The 11,171-nt window shown below is 63.6% G+C and carries 20 protein-coding genes and 1 tRNA gene; 18 read left to right on the forward strand and 3 right to left on the reverse strand.

The features are described from left to right. Positions 1-383, reverse strand: a 383-nt coding sequence (locus tag ACI8UR_RS07145; RefSeq protein ID WP_415087709.1) for a DUF2150 family protein, incomplete at its 3' end; no start/stop codon positions are given. 82 nt (positions 384-465) lie between these two features. Then, positions 466-777 carry an MTH1187 family thiamine-binding protein gene (locus tag ACI8UR_RS07150; RefSeq protein WP_411716146.1) on the reverse strand — a complete coding sequence of 104 codons (312 nt, stop codon included), beginning with the start codon at positions 775-777 and terminating at the stop codon, positions 466-468. Between the two features lie 107 nt (positions 778-884). Here ACI8UR_RS07150 and ACI8UR_RS07155 point away from each other — a divergent pair, with 107 nt between their 5' ends. Continuing rightward, a complete protein-coding gene (locus ACI8UR_RS07155) occupies positions 885-1,796 on the forward strand; it encodes an alpha/beta fold hydrolase (protein WP_411716145.1) in 912 nt (303 codons plus the stop codon). 214 nt (positions 1,797-2,010) lie between these two features. Here ACI8UR_RS07155 and ACI8UR_RS07160 read toward each other — a convergent pair. Next, positions 2,011-2,081 (reverse strand) — tRNA-Gly (locus tag ACI8UR_RS07160). A 200-nt stretch (positions 2,082-2,281) separates the two neighbouring features. Between ACI8UR_RS07160 and ACI8UR_RS07165 the strand changes: the two genes are divergently transcribed. Genes ACI8UR_RS07165 through ACI8UR_RS07245 form a run of 17 tightly spaced genes read left to right on the forward strand, consistent with a single transcriptional unit; the run spans position 2,282 to position 11,168 of the window. Then, positions 2,282-3,121 carry a putative RNA uridine N3 methyltransferase gene (locus ACI8UR_RS07165; protein WP_415087710.1) on the forward strand — a complete coding sequence of 280 codons (840 nt, stop codon included), beginning with the start codon at positions 2,282-2,284 and terminating at the stop codon, positions 3,119-3,121. A 6-nt stretch (positions 3,122-3,127) separates the two neighbouring features. Continuing rightward, complete coding sequence (locus ACI8UR_RS07170) at positions 3,128-4,138, forward strand: 50S ribosomal protein L3 (protein WP_411716462.1); 1,011 nt, start codon at positions 3,128-3,130, stop codon at positions 4,136-4,138. 3 nt (positions 4,139-4,141) lie between these two features. Continuing rightward, on the forward strand, positions 4,142-4,888 hold the full coding sequence (gene rpl4p, locus ACI8UR_RS07175) for a 50S ribosomal protein L4 (protein ID WP_411716461.1): 747 nt from the start codon (positions 4,142-4,144) through the stop codon (positions 4,886-4,888). Continuing rightward, positions 4,885-5,133 (forward strand): 50S ribosomal protein L23, encoded by a 249-nt coding sequence (locus ACI8UR_RS07180; RefSeq protein ID WP_411716460.1) that lies wholly within the window; start codon positions 4,885-4,887, stop codon positions 5,131-5,133. The genes rpl4p and ACI8UR_RS07180 overlap by 4 nt, the downstream gene beginning before the upstream one ends. 2 nt (positions 5,134-5,135) lie before the next feature. Beyond that, positions 5,136-5,867, forward strand: a complete 732-nt coding sequence (locus ACI8UR_RS07185; RefSeq protein ID WP_415087711.1) for a 50S ribosomal protein L2 — start codon at positions 5,136-5,138, stop codon at positions 5,865-5,867. Then, positions 5,864-6,286 carry a 30S ribosomal protein S19 gene (locus ACI8UR_RS07190; protein ID WP_415087712.1) on the forward strand — a complete coding sequence of 141 codons (423 nt, stop codon included), beginning with the start codon at positions 5,864-5,866 and terminating at the stop codon, positions 6,284-6,286. Before ACI8UR_RS07185 ends, ACI8UR_RS07190 begins: the two co-directional genes overlap by 4 nt. Positions 6,287-6,288: 2 nt before the next feature. After that, positions 6,289-6,756, forward strand: a complete 468-nt coding sequence (locus ACI8UR_RS07195; RefSeq protein WP_415087717.1) for a 50S ribosomal protein L22 — start codon at positions 6,289-6,291, stop codon at positions 6,754-6,756. Beyond that, a complete protein-coding gene (locus ACI8UR_RS07200; RefSeq protein WP_415087713.1) occupies positions 6,756-7,694 on the forward strand; it encodes a 30S ribosomal protein S3 in 939 nt (312 codons plus the stop codon). The genes ACI8UR_RS07195 and ACI8UR_RS07200 overlap by 1 nt, the downstream gene beginning before the upstream one ends. A 2-nt stretch (positions 7,695-7,696) precedes the next feature. Further along, positions 7,697-7,906, forward strand: coding sequence for a 50S ribosomal protein L29 (gene rpmC, locus ACI8UR_RS07205; RefSeq protein ID WP_411714921.1), 210 nt, complete (start codon positions 7,697-7,699; stop codon positions 7,904-7,906). Next, complete coding sequence (locus ACI8UR_RS07210; protein ID WP_411714922.1) at positions 7,903-8,226, forward strand: ribonuclease P protein component 1; 324 nt, start codon at positions 7,903-7,905, stop codon at positions 8,224-8,226. Before rpmC ends, ACI8UR_RS07210 begins: the two co-directional genes overlap by 4 nt. Further along, positions 8,217-8,606 carry a 30S ribosomal protein S17 gene (locus ACI8UR_RS07215; protein WP_411714923.1) on the forward strand — a complete coding sequence of 130 codons (390 nt, stop codon included), beginning with the start codon at positions 8,217-8,219 and terminating at the stop codon, positions 8,604-8,606. The genes ACI8UR_RS07210 and ACI8UR_RS07215 overlap by 10 nt, the downstream gene beginning before the upstream one ends. Beyond that, positions 8,606-9,004 (forward strand): 50S ribosomal protein L14, encoded by a 399-nt coding sequence (locus ACI8UR_RS07220; protein ID WP_411714924.1) that lies wholly within the window; start codon positions 8,606-8,608, stop codon positions 9,002-9,004. The genes ACI8UR_RS07215 and ACI8UR_RS07220 overlap by 1 nt, the downstream gene beginning before the upstream one ends. Before the next feature lie 2 nt (positions 9,005-9,006). Beyond that, complete coding sequence (rplX, locus tag ACI8UR_RS07225; RefSeq protein ID WP_411714925.1) at positions 9,007-9,363, forward strand: 50S ribosomal protein L24; 357 nt, start codon at positions 9,007-9,009, stop codon at positions 9,361-9,363. Further along, on the forward strand, positions 9,360-10,070 hold the full coding sequence (locus ACI8UR_RS07230; RefSeq protein WP_411714926.1) for a 30S ribosomal protein S4e: 711 nt from the start codon (positions 9,360-9,362) through the stop codon (positions 10,068-10,070). The genes rplX and ACI8UR_RS07230 overlap by 4 nt, the downstream gene beginning before the upstream one ends. Further along, positions 10,067-10,603, forward strand: coding sequence for a 50S ribosomal protein L5 (locus ACI8UR_RS07235; protein WP_411714927.1), 537 nt, complete (start codon positions 10,067-10,069; stop codon positions 10,601-10,603). Before ACI8UR_RS07230 ends, ACI8UR_RS07235 begins: the two co-directional genes overlap by 4 nt. Then, positions 10,600-10,773 (forward strand): 30S ribosomal protein S14, encoded by a 174-nt coding sequence (locus tag ACI8UR_RS07240; protein WP_411714928.1) that lies wholly within the window; start codon positions 10,600-10,602, stop codon positions 10,771-10,773. The genes ACI8UR_RS07235 and ACI8UR_RS07240 overlap by 4 nt, the downstream gene beginning before the upstream one ends. 2 nt (positions 10,774-10,775) lie before the next feature. Beyond that, on the forward strand, positions 10,776-11,168 hold the full coding sequence (locus ACI8UR_RS07245) for a 30S ribosomal protein S8 (RefSeq protein ID WP_411714929.1): 393 nt from the start codon (positions 10,776-10,778) through the stop codon (positions 11,166-11,168). Positions 11,169-11,171 lie beyond the last annotated feature (3 nt).

Raw genomic sequence — 11,171 nt, forward strand, 5'->3', positions numbered from 1 at the left:
TCCGCGGCGGCGCGGATGTACTCCTCAACGGTGCCCTCCTCGGGCGGGCCGGCGGCGATGTACTCCTCGGCGGCGTAGAAGACACAGACCAGGGAGGTCTGGACGCCGTCGATGAGCATGAGTTTCTCCTCGTCGTCGAAATCCACTTCCGAGAGGACGATGTCGCGCACCGTCGCGAGCTCTTCGAGGGCAGGGTCTTCGCCGAGCTCGCCCTCGTCGTAATCAGCGACGATCTTCACGATGGCGATGGCGGTGTCGTCCTGGAGGTTCAGAAGGAGGCGTGCCGACTCCTCGTCTTCGGGGTCGATGTCCTCGTCTCTGAGTCGGTCGAGCCAGTTGCTCCACCGCTCCTCGTCGTAGTACTCGCTGGGGGACGTGCTCATGCTCGAAGGTATGGTGGGCGGGGGATATGCCTTTTCCTTGCCGGCCTGAGCGGCGCGGCTCCACCACAGTGTCGTGTGGTCGTCACCGCTCCTTCCGTGCCTCGCGGCCGAGGGCGTCCTCGACGGCGTCGACCTTCTCGTTGGCGCTCTGCTCGCGCGTCCGTTTATCGTCGATTTTCAACACCGTGCTGACTCGGTCGGCGTCGACCGCCTTGTGCGCCGCGCCGGCAGCCGCGAGCAGCGTGTCGATGTCGTCGGCCTCGATGACCGTCCCCATCGGGTTCGTCTCGTAAGAGACGTCGAACTCATCAAGCGCTTCGACCGCCTTCGCCACCTCGGTGGCCATGCTGTCTTCGATTACCGGTGCGACGCTGAGTAATGCGATGACGCTCATGGGCACCATTCGGTGTCGGGGAAAATAGGCCTTGCCTGGCCCAGACCGAACAGCCGCTACCCGCTCCGCCGGGAACCACTATATGTGACCCGGACGTGCGCTTGCGTATGAGTTCGGATACGACGAAACCTCGCCTTCGCCGGCACACCGTCGAGGCGAACGGACTGTCCTTCGAGTGCCTCCGGTCTGGTGAGGGCGACCGGCTCGCACTCTGTCTCCACGGGTTCCCGGATGACGCCGGGTCGATGGTGCCGATTCTGACGCGGCTCGCGGATGCGGGCTTTACCGCCGTCGCGCCGTACATGCGTGGCTACGGCCCCACCGACGCGGCGCCGGACGGCGACTACTCGGCGACAGCGCTCGGGCAGGACGCGGTCGCGCTTTCCGTGGCACTGGAACACCGCTTCGACACCGACGACGCCGTCCTCGTGGGCCACGATTGGGGTGCCGTCACCGCCTACGCCGCCGATCAGGTCGACTCCGACGCCTTCTCGCGGATGGTTACCATGGCGGTTCCGCCGGGGTTCGATGCGCTCTTGCTCGAATATCCGAAGCAGTTGCTCCGGAGTTGGTACATGTGGCTCTTCCAGGTACCCGACGTGCCCGAGCGAGCGCTACGGTGGCGGAATTACGGACTCATCGAATTTCTCTGGGAGCTGTGGAGCCCGAACTGGGAGTATCCGGACGCACGAATCGCGGCGGTCAAAGAGACGTTCCGCACCGACGACACCGTCTCGAACGCGGTTCAGTACTACCGGGATACGGTCGGCCCCTCCATCTCCGACCTGCTTCGGGGCGAGCGCCCGGATATCGAAGACGTTCCGTCAGTCCGAACACCGACGCTCGTCATCTGTGGCGAACAGGACGGCTGTATCGGCCCTGGCCTCTTCGACCACGCTGGCGAGGTCATAGAGGAGTGTCGCGTCGTGCGCGTGCGCGAAGCAGGTCACTTCATGCATCAGGAACGCCCCGATGTCGTGGGCGACGAGATCGTCTCGTGGCTCACGAATGGGGACTAACTGCGGAAACGACGGCTGCGTCGCTCACAGATTTGCTCCGTGGAGAACTGCGCTGGCCGAGATTTGAGCCGGATCGAGACGTTCCGGAGTGCTCGCTTCGCTGTGCGGGCTGCGTCTTCCAGGATTCAAATCCCGATTACGATTTCGTGGCTCCCGTTTGGCGAGCAGTGCCGAGCACCAGCGAGGCCTGCTCGGTGAGTGGTCGCAACAGAAATGCGCTGGCCGAGATTTGAACTCGGGTTGTGACCATGGCAAGGTCACGTGATACCACTACACTACCAGCGCGCCTTCGCAATCAATCGTACCGGCGAGATGGATAAAAGGCTTGCGGAACCACGCCCCGTGTGTGAGTTCGCTCCCCGGTAGTGTCCCACACGGCAGTCGGCTGTCAACGGCCCGCACGACGGTTCAATACCGCGATACTTTTACGGTAGCGTTCGGTAGAATCGGCACAGTCTAGTGAGCGGACACGGAAGCGTCACGGCATGACACGCAGCGTACTCGTGCCGTCGTCTCTGTCCCGAGAGGCCGAGGATAAACGCGAGGCGACTCGCAAACTCGGTTACGTCGCACGCGCGGCGGTCGTCTTTCGGGTCGACCGACTCGTCGTCTACCCCGATTCTGGGGGCGATGACGGACGGTTCGGCGACGGGTTCGTCAGTACCGTACTGTCGTACGCCGCAACGTCACCATACCTCCGAAAGGAGGCGTGGGGCAAGCGGGACGAACTGGAGTACGTCGGTGTGTTGCCGCCGCTCCGAATCCGCTCGCAGACCGGCTCCGGATCAGATGGTTCGGGGTCGTTAAGACAGGGAATCGTGACCGAGGTCGGACCTGAAGGGCGCGTCCGGGTCAATTGCGGACTGCAACACCCGATCTCTCTCCACGCACCGCCATCGATGGCGGTCGAGGAGGGGGAGCGCGTCACCATCAGGGTCTCTTCGCGACGGCCGGTTCGCGCGAAACTCGTGGACGAACCCCTTCCGGGGTTCTCCGTTGAGCGTGCGACCATCACTGACGCCCTCACACAACCGGATGCAGGCGTTCGTATCGCAGCATCCCGGCACGGTGAGGTGCTTTCGGTCGACCGTCTCGGCCAGCTGGTCGAGTCGACGACCGACGACGGCTTCACAGTCGCCTTCGGCGCCCCCGAGCGGGGGCTGCCGGAAATCCTCGACTGTGAAGCGGGCGCAGAGACTATCGACGACGACGAACCCAAAGCGCGGTTCGACCTTTGGCTCAATACGGTTCCAAACCAGGGTAGCGAGGTCGTGCGAACCGAGGAAGCTCTGTTCGCCTCCCTCGCGCCCCTCACACTGGAGTGAGACAAAATGCCACAACCAAGCAGACCACGCAAAGGCTCGATGGGCTTCAGCCCCCGTAGCCGTGCGGCCAGTGAGGTCCCGCGCTTCAACTCCTGGCCGGACGACGAAGGACAGCCCGGGCTTCAAGGCTTCGCCGGCTACAAGGCCGGAATGAGTCACGTCGTTTCGATCAACGACCAGCCCAACTCCCCCCGAGAGGGCCAGGAGGAAACCGTCCCGGTGACCGTCGTCGAGACGCCACCGATGCGGGCTGTCGCCGTTCGAGCCTACGAAGACACACCATACGGACAGCGACCGCTTACCGAGGTCTGGACCAACGAGGTTCACGATGACTTAGAGCGTGCGCTCTCCGTCCCAGACGAACAGCACGGCGATGCCGAAGGCCAGATTCGCGAGGCACTCGACGCGGGTGACCTCGGTGACGTGCGGGTCATCACCCACACCGTCCCCACTGGCCTTTCGAGCGTCCCGAAAAAGCGCCCTGACGTGATGGAGACGCGCGTCGGCGGCGGCTCGCTCGATGAGCGATTCGAGTTCGGTCTCGACCTCATCGACGACGGCGGGGAACACTCCATGACGGACGTGTTCCGCGCCGGCGAGTACGCCGACGTCGCGGGTATCACGAAGGGCAAAGGTACGCAGGGCCCCGTCAAGCGATGGGGCGTCCAGAAGCGGAAGGGCAAACACGCCCGACAGGGCTGGCGCCGACGCATCGGCAACCTCGGCCCCTGGAACCCCTCGCGCGTCCGGTCGACCGTCCCACAGCAGGGACAGACCGGCTACCACCAGCGCACCGAACTGAACAAGCGGCTCATCGACCTCGGCGACGAGGACGTGACGCCCGACGGCGGTTTCGTCAACTATGGCGAAATCGACGGTCAGTACGCACTGGTGAAAGGCTCCGTTCCGGGCCCGAACAAGCGCCTCACGCGCTTCCGCCCGGCGGTCCGACCTGCAGACCAGCCGCGCCTCGATCCCGAGGTGCGCTACGTCTCCACCGTCTCCAACCAGGGCTAAAGCATGAAGGCAACAGTACGAGACCTGGACGGCGACGACGCGGGCGAGGTCGAGCTGCCGGACGTCTTCGAGACGGCATTCCGGCCCGACCTCATCAAGCGCGCAGTCCTCGCCGCGCAGGCTAACCGAACACAGGACGCTGGTACAGACGAGTACGCAGGCCTTCGAACGCCGGCGGAATCCCACGGCAGCGGCCGTGGTATGGCGCACATCCCCCGACAGAACGGGCGTGCCCGCGAGGTTCCGCAGGCCGTCTCCGGCCGTCCGGCCCACCCGCCGAAGGTGGAGAAGGATCGCGGACTCGACATCAACACGAAAGAGCGGAAGTTCGCCACCCGAAGCGCCATCGCGGCGACGACGGACGGCGACCGCGTTGCCGACCGTGGCCACGCGTTCGACGACGGCCTCGAATTCCCGATCGTCATCAGCGACGAGTTCGAAGACCTCGTCAAGACGCAGGAAGCGGTCGACGTCCTCGAAGCGCTCGGTGTCGCAGACGACATCGAACGCGCAGAGGAGGGCAAGACGGTTCGTGCCGGCCAGGGGACGACCCGAGGCCGCAAGTACACGCAGCCGAAATCTATCCTCGTCGTGACCTCCGAAGAGCAGTCGCTTGCCGCCCGCAACCTCGCGGGCGCCGACATCGCGACTGCCGACGAGGTCAACACCGAAGACCTGGCGCCCGGCACGGATGCCGGTCGCCTCACGCTGTGGACTGAATCCGCCGTCGAGGAGGTGGCCGACCGATGACGCTGAAACATCCGTTGGTCACCGAGAAGGCCATGAACGCCATGGACTTCGACAACAAGATGCAGTTCATCTGCACCTCCGAATCGACGAAAGGCGACATCGCTGACGCCGTCGAGGCACAGTTCGATGTCGTCGTCGACTCGGTCAACACGCAGAATACGATGGACGGGGAGAAGAAAGCCACCGTGAAACTCTCGGAGGACGACGACGCCCAAGAAGTCGCCTCGCGGATCGGGGTGTTCTAACAATGGGACGACGAATCCAAGGTCAACGACGTGGTCGCGGAACCTCCACGTTCCGTGCGCCGTCGCACCGCTACAAAGCCGACCTCTCGCACCGTAACGTCGAAGACACCGATGTCATCAGCGGCGAGGTCGTCGGCATCGAGCACGACCCCGCTCGGTCGGCACCGCTTGCCGACATTCAGTTCGATGACGGTGACCGCCGACTCGTTCTCGCCCCCGAGGGCGTGACGGTCGGCGACCAGATTCAGATCGGCGTCTCCGCCGAAATCGCCCCTGGGAACACGATGCCACTGGCAGAGATTCCCGAGGGTGTTCCGGTGTGTAACGTCGAACGCCAGCCCGGTGACGGTGGGAAGTTCGCCCGCGCATCCGGCGTGAGCGCGACGCTTCTCACTCACGACCGCAACGCTGCGGTCGTCCAGTTGCCGAGCGGCGAGATGCGCCGGCTGTCGCCGGAATGCCGCGCCACCATCGGCGTGGTCGCCGGCGGTGGGCGAACGGAGAAGCCGTTCGTCAAAGCCGGCAACAAACATCACAAGATGAAATCGCGCGGGACGAAATACCCACGCGTCCGTGGTGTCGCGATGAACGCCGTCGACCACCCCTTCGGTGGCGGCGGCCGACAGCACCCCGGCAAACCCAAAAGCATCTCCCGTGACGCGCCGCCGGGTCGTAAGGTGGGCGACATCGCCTCCAAGCGAACCGGTCGGGGCGGCAAAGGAGGGAAAGAATGAGTTCGGAATACCAGATCGGCCACGAAGGGGAGTTCTCCTACCGTGGTCACACGCTCGACGAGTTGCAGGATATGGAGCTCGACGAGGTTGCGGAACTGCTTCCCGCTCGACAGCGGCGAACCATCACGCGGGGCCTCTCGACTGAAAAGCAGAAACTGCTCGAGAAGGCACGCTCACGCGGCGCCGAAGAGACCGCGAACGACCCGATTCGAACCCACCTGCGGGATATGCCGATCCTGCCGGAGTTCGTCGGGCTCACGTTCGCGGTGTACACCGGCCAGAGCTTCGAACGCGTCGAGGTCGAACCCGAGATGATCGGGCATTATCTCGGCGAGTTCCAGCTCACGCGTACGTCCGTCGAACACGGACAGGCAGGAATCGGGGCCACCCGCTCCTCGAAGTTCGTACCGCTCAAGTGACCATGGGAATCAGTTACAGCGTCGACGCCGACCCGGACACGACGGCGAAAGCCATGCTTCGGGAGCGTCACATGAGCCACAAGCACAGCAAGGAGATCGCCCGTGAGATCAAGGGGAAGACGGCAAGCGACGCCGTCGACTACCTCGAAGCCGTCATCGACGGCGACCGGTCGGTTCCCTTCAAGTCCCACAACACTGGTGTCGGTCACCGAAGCGACATCGAGGGCTGGGACGCAGGTCGCTACCCCGACAAGGCCTCGAAGGCCTTCCTCGACCTGCTCGAGAACGGTATGAACAACGCCGAACACCAGGGCTTCGATGGTGAATCGATGACCATCGCCCACGTCGCCGCCCACAAGGTCGGCGAATCGCAGGGCCAGAAGCCCCGCGCATTCGGCCGTGCCTCTCCCTGGAACACCATGCAGGTCGATGTCGAACTCGTCCTGGAAGAAACGGAGGAATCCGAATAATGGCAGACGAACACCAATTCATCCACGACGGGCTTCAGCGAACCCAGATTGACGAGTTCTTCTCGGATGAACTCAGTCGCGCCGGCTACGGCGGCATGGACGTCGCGAAGACGCCGATGGGCACCCAGATCGTGCTCAAGGCCGAAAAGCCCGGTATGGTCATCGGCAAGGGCGGGAAGAACATCCGGAAGATCACCACTGAACTCGAAGAGCGGTTCAACATCGAAGACCCGCAGATCGACGTTCAGGAGGTCGAGGAGCCGGATCTGAACGCCCAGATCGTCGCCGACCGACTGGCCAACGCACTCGAGCGTGGCTGGTACTTCCGCAAGGCGGGCCACACGACCATCGACCGCATCATGGACTCCGGCGCCCTCGGTGCCGAGATCATCCTGAGCGGTAAGGTCACTGGCGCCCGCTCGCGCGTGGAGAAGTTCAACCGCGGCTACGTCAAGCACAACGGCGAACCCGCAGAGACCATCGTCGACAGCGGTGTCGGTACGGCGGTCATGAAGCTCGGTACCATCGGCGTGCGTGTGAAGATCATCCCGCCGGATGCCGAACTCCCCGACGACTTCGAGGTCTACGAGGACGTCGAAGTCGAAGACTACATCGAGGAACCCGAAGGCGAAGTCGAGGAGCTCCTCGAGGAGCCCGAGGACGCGGAAGCCGAATCGGTCGGTGCCGACCCCGAAGAAGTCATCGAGGAGACCGAGACCGAGACGGCCGACGAGGTCGCAGAAGAAGAAATCGTCGACGAGGACATCGAAGCCGAAGAAGGCGCCTCGCCGACGTCGCCGCCTGACTCCACCGAGGAGGAAGAGCCGGACTCCCTCGACGAGGACGTCGAAGCCGAAGCGGCTGAACTCGTCGAAGAGATGGAAGGCGAAGAAGCCGAAAGCGAATCCGAAGCTGAAGACGAAGAGGAGGGTGAATAACAATGGCCATCCTGCACGTCGACGAGATTCGCGACATGACGCCCGCCGAACGAGAGGCGGAACTCGAACAGCTGGAGACGGAACTTCTCAACGAGAAGGCCGTCCTGGCCGCCGGTGGTGCTCCCGAGAACCCGGGGCGTATCGGCGAACTTAAACGAACGATCGCTCGACTCAAAACCGTTCAGAACGAGGAGGGCGACTTCGACGAATGAACCCCGAAACGCTCGCTCGCCACGAACTCGCCGGCCTCGATGTCGAGGTTGAAGACGCGACCGCACCCGAACTGGTCGGGATAGCGGGGCGTGTCGTCGACGAGACGATGCAGACGCTGCTCGTGGCGACGAGCGACGGGGTCAAACAGGTGCCGAAGGCAGCAGCGACGTTCCGGTTCCAGCTGGATGACTGCGAGGCGCCCGGCGCCTCGAACACGAGCGGTGACGAACCGCGCGTGGATGTCATCATCGATGGGTCTCGGCTCGTCGCACGGCCCGCCCGACGTACCGAAACACAAGGTGGTTCACTATGGCAATAGGACTCGACGTAACACAGCCTCCGGAGCCCGAAAACCCGGAGGAGTACGACTTCGAGACGTGTCCGTTCTACGGTGACCTCCCCGTTCGGGGTCAGGTCATCGAGGGAACGGTCGTCTCGACCGACATGGACCGTACCGTCGTCGTCGAGCGAGAGTATGACGTGAAGGTACCCAAATACGACCGTCTCATGAAGCGACGGTCGCGGATTCCGGCCCACGTGCCGGAGGTACTGGAGCCGCTCTCGGTCGGCGACGACGTGAAGATTGCAGAGACACGACCGCTCTCGAAGACGAAGAGCCACGTCGTTGTCGAGCGCGTGGCCTCATCCGAGGCCACGGACGCGAACGGTGACAACCGCGAGCGTGGAGGTGAGGAGTGATGGAGGCGCTTAACGCCGACGTCACGCAGGGCCTCGAGAAGGGCTCACTCATCACGTGTGCCGACAACACGGGCGCTCGCGAGCTGAAGGTCATCTCGATTTCGGGCTACTCCGGCACCAAGAACCGCCATCCGAAGGCGGGTCTCGGTGACAAAGTGACCGTTTCGGTCACCAAAGGAACGCCCGAGATGCGCCGGCAGGTGCTTGAGGCGGTCATCATCCGCCAGCGCAAGCCGGTTCGACGCCCTGACGGCACGCGGCTGAAGTTCGAAGACAACGCGGCCGTCATCGTCGACGAGAACGAAGACCCCCGCGGTACCGAACTCAAAGGCCCTATCGCTCGCGAGGTCGCAGAGCGGTTCGGTAGTATCGCCAGCACGGCGACGATGATCGTATAGCTATGACACGACAACCAACGAAACAGCGCAATCGACAGGAGCGCGCCTCACTGCACGAGAAGCAAAAGCAGGTTCGTGCGCCGCTGTCGCCGGAACTCCGCGAGGAGTACGGCCAGCGGAGCGTCCGCGTCAACGCGGGCGACACCGTCGAGGTTCAGCGCGGTGACTTCGCCGGAGAGACCGGCGAGGTCATTCGTGTCGACCTCCGCGCCGCCGAGATTCACGTCGAAGACGTGACGCTCGAGACGGCAGACGGTGAGGAAGTGCCCCGAGCACTCGAAGCCAGCAACGTGCAGGTCACTGACCTGGACTTGAGCGACGACGTGCGCGAGGCGCGCCTTCAGGAGGATAACGAATGACGAAACATCAGAAACGACTGGCGGTTCCGAAGTCGTGGCCCGTCGAACGGAAAGAAGAGACGTACACGACGAAGGCCGGCGCAGGGCCGCACGGCGAGGACGGCGTGCCGCTCCTCATCGTGCTGCGCGACGTGCTCGGCTACGTCAACTCGAAGAAGGAAGCCCGCTACGCGCTCGACCAGGACAGCATTCTCGTCAACGGCAAGACTGTCTCCGACGAGCGACTCCCCATCGGGATGTTCGACATCCTGGCGTTCCGGGAGCGAGAGGAGTACTACCGTGTCTTCCCCGACGAGGGCGGCCGGCTCTCCCTGACTCCTATCGACGCCGATGCGGCGGGCTCGAAGCTCGGCAAGATCGCCGGCAAAACGCAGGTCGCTGGCGGCGACACCCAGCTGACGCTGCACGACGGGCAGACGCTGCTCGTCGACGACGACGCCGACTACAACACCAACGATTCCATCGTCGTCTCGAACGACGGCGAGGAAGTCGTCGCGCACTTCACCTACGAGGAGGGTGCCTTGGTGACGGCCGTTCGTGGCGCCCACGCGGGTCAGATCGGCACCATCGACGAGATTCAGGTGACGCCCGGCTCTGCGGCGAACAACGTCCTCATCGAAGCCGAGGACGGCGACGACCGCTTCGAAACGGTCGAAGAGTACGTCGTCGTCATCGACGAGAACTTCACGGACGGTGATGGCGAATGAGCTCCGAACCTGAATCCGACGCCGAAGAGTTCCACGAGATGCGAGAGCCCACCGTCGAGAAGATCGTTGCCCACATGGGCATCGGCCAGGGTGGTGAACCCCTCGCGACCGCCGAAGAGATCCTCGGCGAGATTACGGGTCAGCAGCCGGTTCGAACGACGGCCCAGCGAACGATCCAGGACTTCAACGTCCGGGAAGGCGACCCGATCGGCGCGAAGGTCACACTTCGCGGCGAGGCCGCCGAGGAGTTCCTCGATATCGCACTGGAGTTCTCCGACATCTCGTCGTCGCAGTTCGACGAGACCGGCAACTTCAGTTTCGGCGTCGAGGAACACACTGATTTCCCGAGCCAGGAGTACGACCCCCAGACGGGTATCTTCGGGCTCGACGTGACGGTCAACATGGTTCGACCGGGTTACCGAGTGCGTAAACGCGCGAAGGTGTCCCGACCGATTCCGTCGCGACATCGACTGACCGCCGAGGACGCAATCGCGTTCCTCGAATCGAACTTCGACGTGGAGGTGTCCGAATGAGCGAATCCGAACAAGAGACAGGCGAGCAGGCCGCAAAGCGAACCGGCCAGCTCGAAGCATGCCAGCGCTGCGGGCGCGAGCAAGGACTCGTCGGCAAGTACGATATCTGGCTGTGTCGACAGTGCTTCCGCGAAGTCGCCCGTGGTATGGGCTTCAACAAGTACAGCTAACAATGGCGGACAACGACCCACTGGCCAGCGCGCTGTCGGGACTCGACAACGCCGAGAGCGTCGGCCATCTTGAGCAGACGATAGAGCCCGCCTCGAATGAAATCGGCTCCGTACTCGAGGTCTTCTACGACCGCGGGTACGTCGACGGATTCCAATTCGTCGAGAACGGCAAAGCCGGTCGATTCGAGGTTGAACTGAAAGGTGCGATCAACGAATGTGGCGCGGTCAAGCCCCGCTATTCGGCGGGCGCCGACGAGTACGAGAAATGGGAGAAGCGGTTCCTCCCTGCCCGTGACTACGGGACGCTCATCGTCACGACCAGCCACGGCGTCATGAGCCACTACGAGGCCCGCGACCAGGGCATCGGTGGCCAAGTGATCGCGTACGTCTATTGAACA

It is taken from the genome of Natronomonas sp. (assembly GCF_047616845.1).
GTDB lineage: Archaea > Halobacteriota > Halobacteria > Halobacteriales > Haloarculaceae > Natronomonas.

Excerpts from the sequence above, each read along its gene's own strand:
- ACI8UR_RS07150 (WP_411716146.1), bottom strand. The coding sequence starts at position 777 with ATGAGCGTCATCGCATTACTCAGCGTCGCACCGGTAATCGAAGACAGC.
- ACI8UR_RS07185 (WP_415087711.1), top strand. The coding sequence starts at position 5,136 with ATGGGACGACGAATCCAAGGTCAACGACGTGGTCGCGGAACCTCCACG.
- ACI8UR_RS07240 (WP_411714928.1), top strand. The coding sequence starts at position 10,600 with ATGAGCGAATCCGAACAAGAGACAGGCGAGCAGGCCGCAAAGCGAACC.
- ACI8UR_RS07195 (WP_415087717.1), top strand. The coding sequence starts at position 6,289 with ATGGGAATCAGTTACAGCGTCGACGCCGACCCGGACACGACGGCGAAA.
- ACI8UR_RS07180 (WP_411716460.1), top strand. The coding sequence starts at position 4,885 with ATGACGCTGAAACATCCGTTGGTCACCGAGAAGGCCATGAACGCCATG.
- ACI8UR_RS07200 (WP_415087713.1), top strand. The coding sequence starts at position 6,756 with ATGGCAGACGAACACCAATTCATCCACGACGGGCTTCAGCGAACCCAG.
- ACI8UR_RS07165 (WP_415087710.1), top strand. The coding sequence starts at position 2,282 with ATGACACGCAGCGTACTCGTGCCGTCGTCTCTGTCCCGAGAGGCCGAG.
- ACI8UR_RS07155 (WP_411716145.1), top strand. The coding sequence starts at position 885 with ATGAGTTCGGATACGACGAAACCTCGCCTTCGCCGGCACACCGTCGAG.
- rpmC (WP_411714921.1), top strand. The coding sequence starts at position 7,697 with ATGGCCATCCTGCACGTCGACGAGATTCGCGACATGACGCCCGCCGAA.
- ACI8UR_RS07230 (WP_411714926.1), top strand. The coding sequence starts at position 9,360 with ATGACGAAACATCAGAAACGACTGGCGGTTCCGAAGTCGTGGCCCGTC.
- ACI8UR_RS07210 (WP_411714922.1), top strand. The coding sequence starts at position 7,903 with ATGAACCCCGAAACGCTCGCTCGCCACGAACTCGCCGGCCTCGATGTC.
- ACI8UR_RS07190 (WP_415087712.1), top strand. The coding sequence starts at position 5,864 with ATGAGTTCGGAATACCAGATCGGCCACGAAGGGGAGTTCTCCTACCGT.
- ACI8UR_RS07235 (WP_411714927.1), top strand. The coding sequence starts at position 10,067 with ATGAGCTCCGAACCTGAATCCGACGCCGAAGAGTTCCACGAGATGCGA.
- rpl4p (WP_411716461.1), top strand. The coding sequence starts at position 4,142 with ATGAAGGCAACAGTACGAGACCTGGACGGCGACGACGCGGGCGAGGTC.
- ACI8UR_RS07220 (WP_411714924.1), top strand. The coding sequence starts at position 8,606 with ATGGAGGCGCTTAACGCCGACGTCACGCAGGGCCTCGAGAAGGGCTCA.
- ACI8UR_RS07170 (WP_411716462.1), top strand. The coding sequence starts at position 3,128 with ATGCCACAACCAAGCAGACCACGCAAAGGCTCGATGGGCTTCAGCCCC.
- rplX (WP_411714925.1), top strand. The coding sequence starts at position 9,007 with ATGACACGACAACCAACGAAACAGCGCAATCGACAGGAGCGCGCCTCA.
- ACI8UR_RS07215 (WP_411714923.1), top strand. The coding sequence starts at position 8,217 with ATGGCAATAGGACTCGACGTAACACAGCCTCCGGAGCCCGAAAACCCG.
- ACI8UR_RS07245 (WP_411714929.1), top strand. The coding sequence starts at position 10,776 with ATGGCGGACAACGACCCACTGGCCAGCGCGCTGTCGGGACTCGACAAC.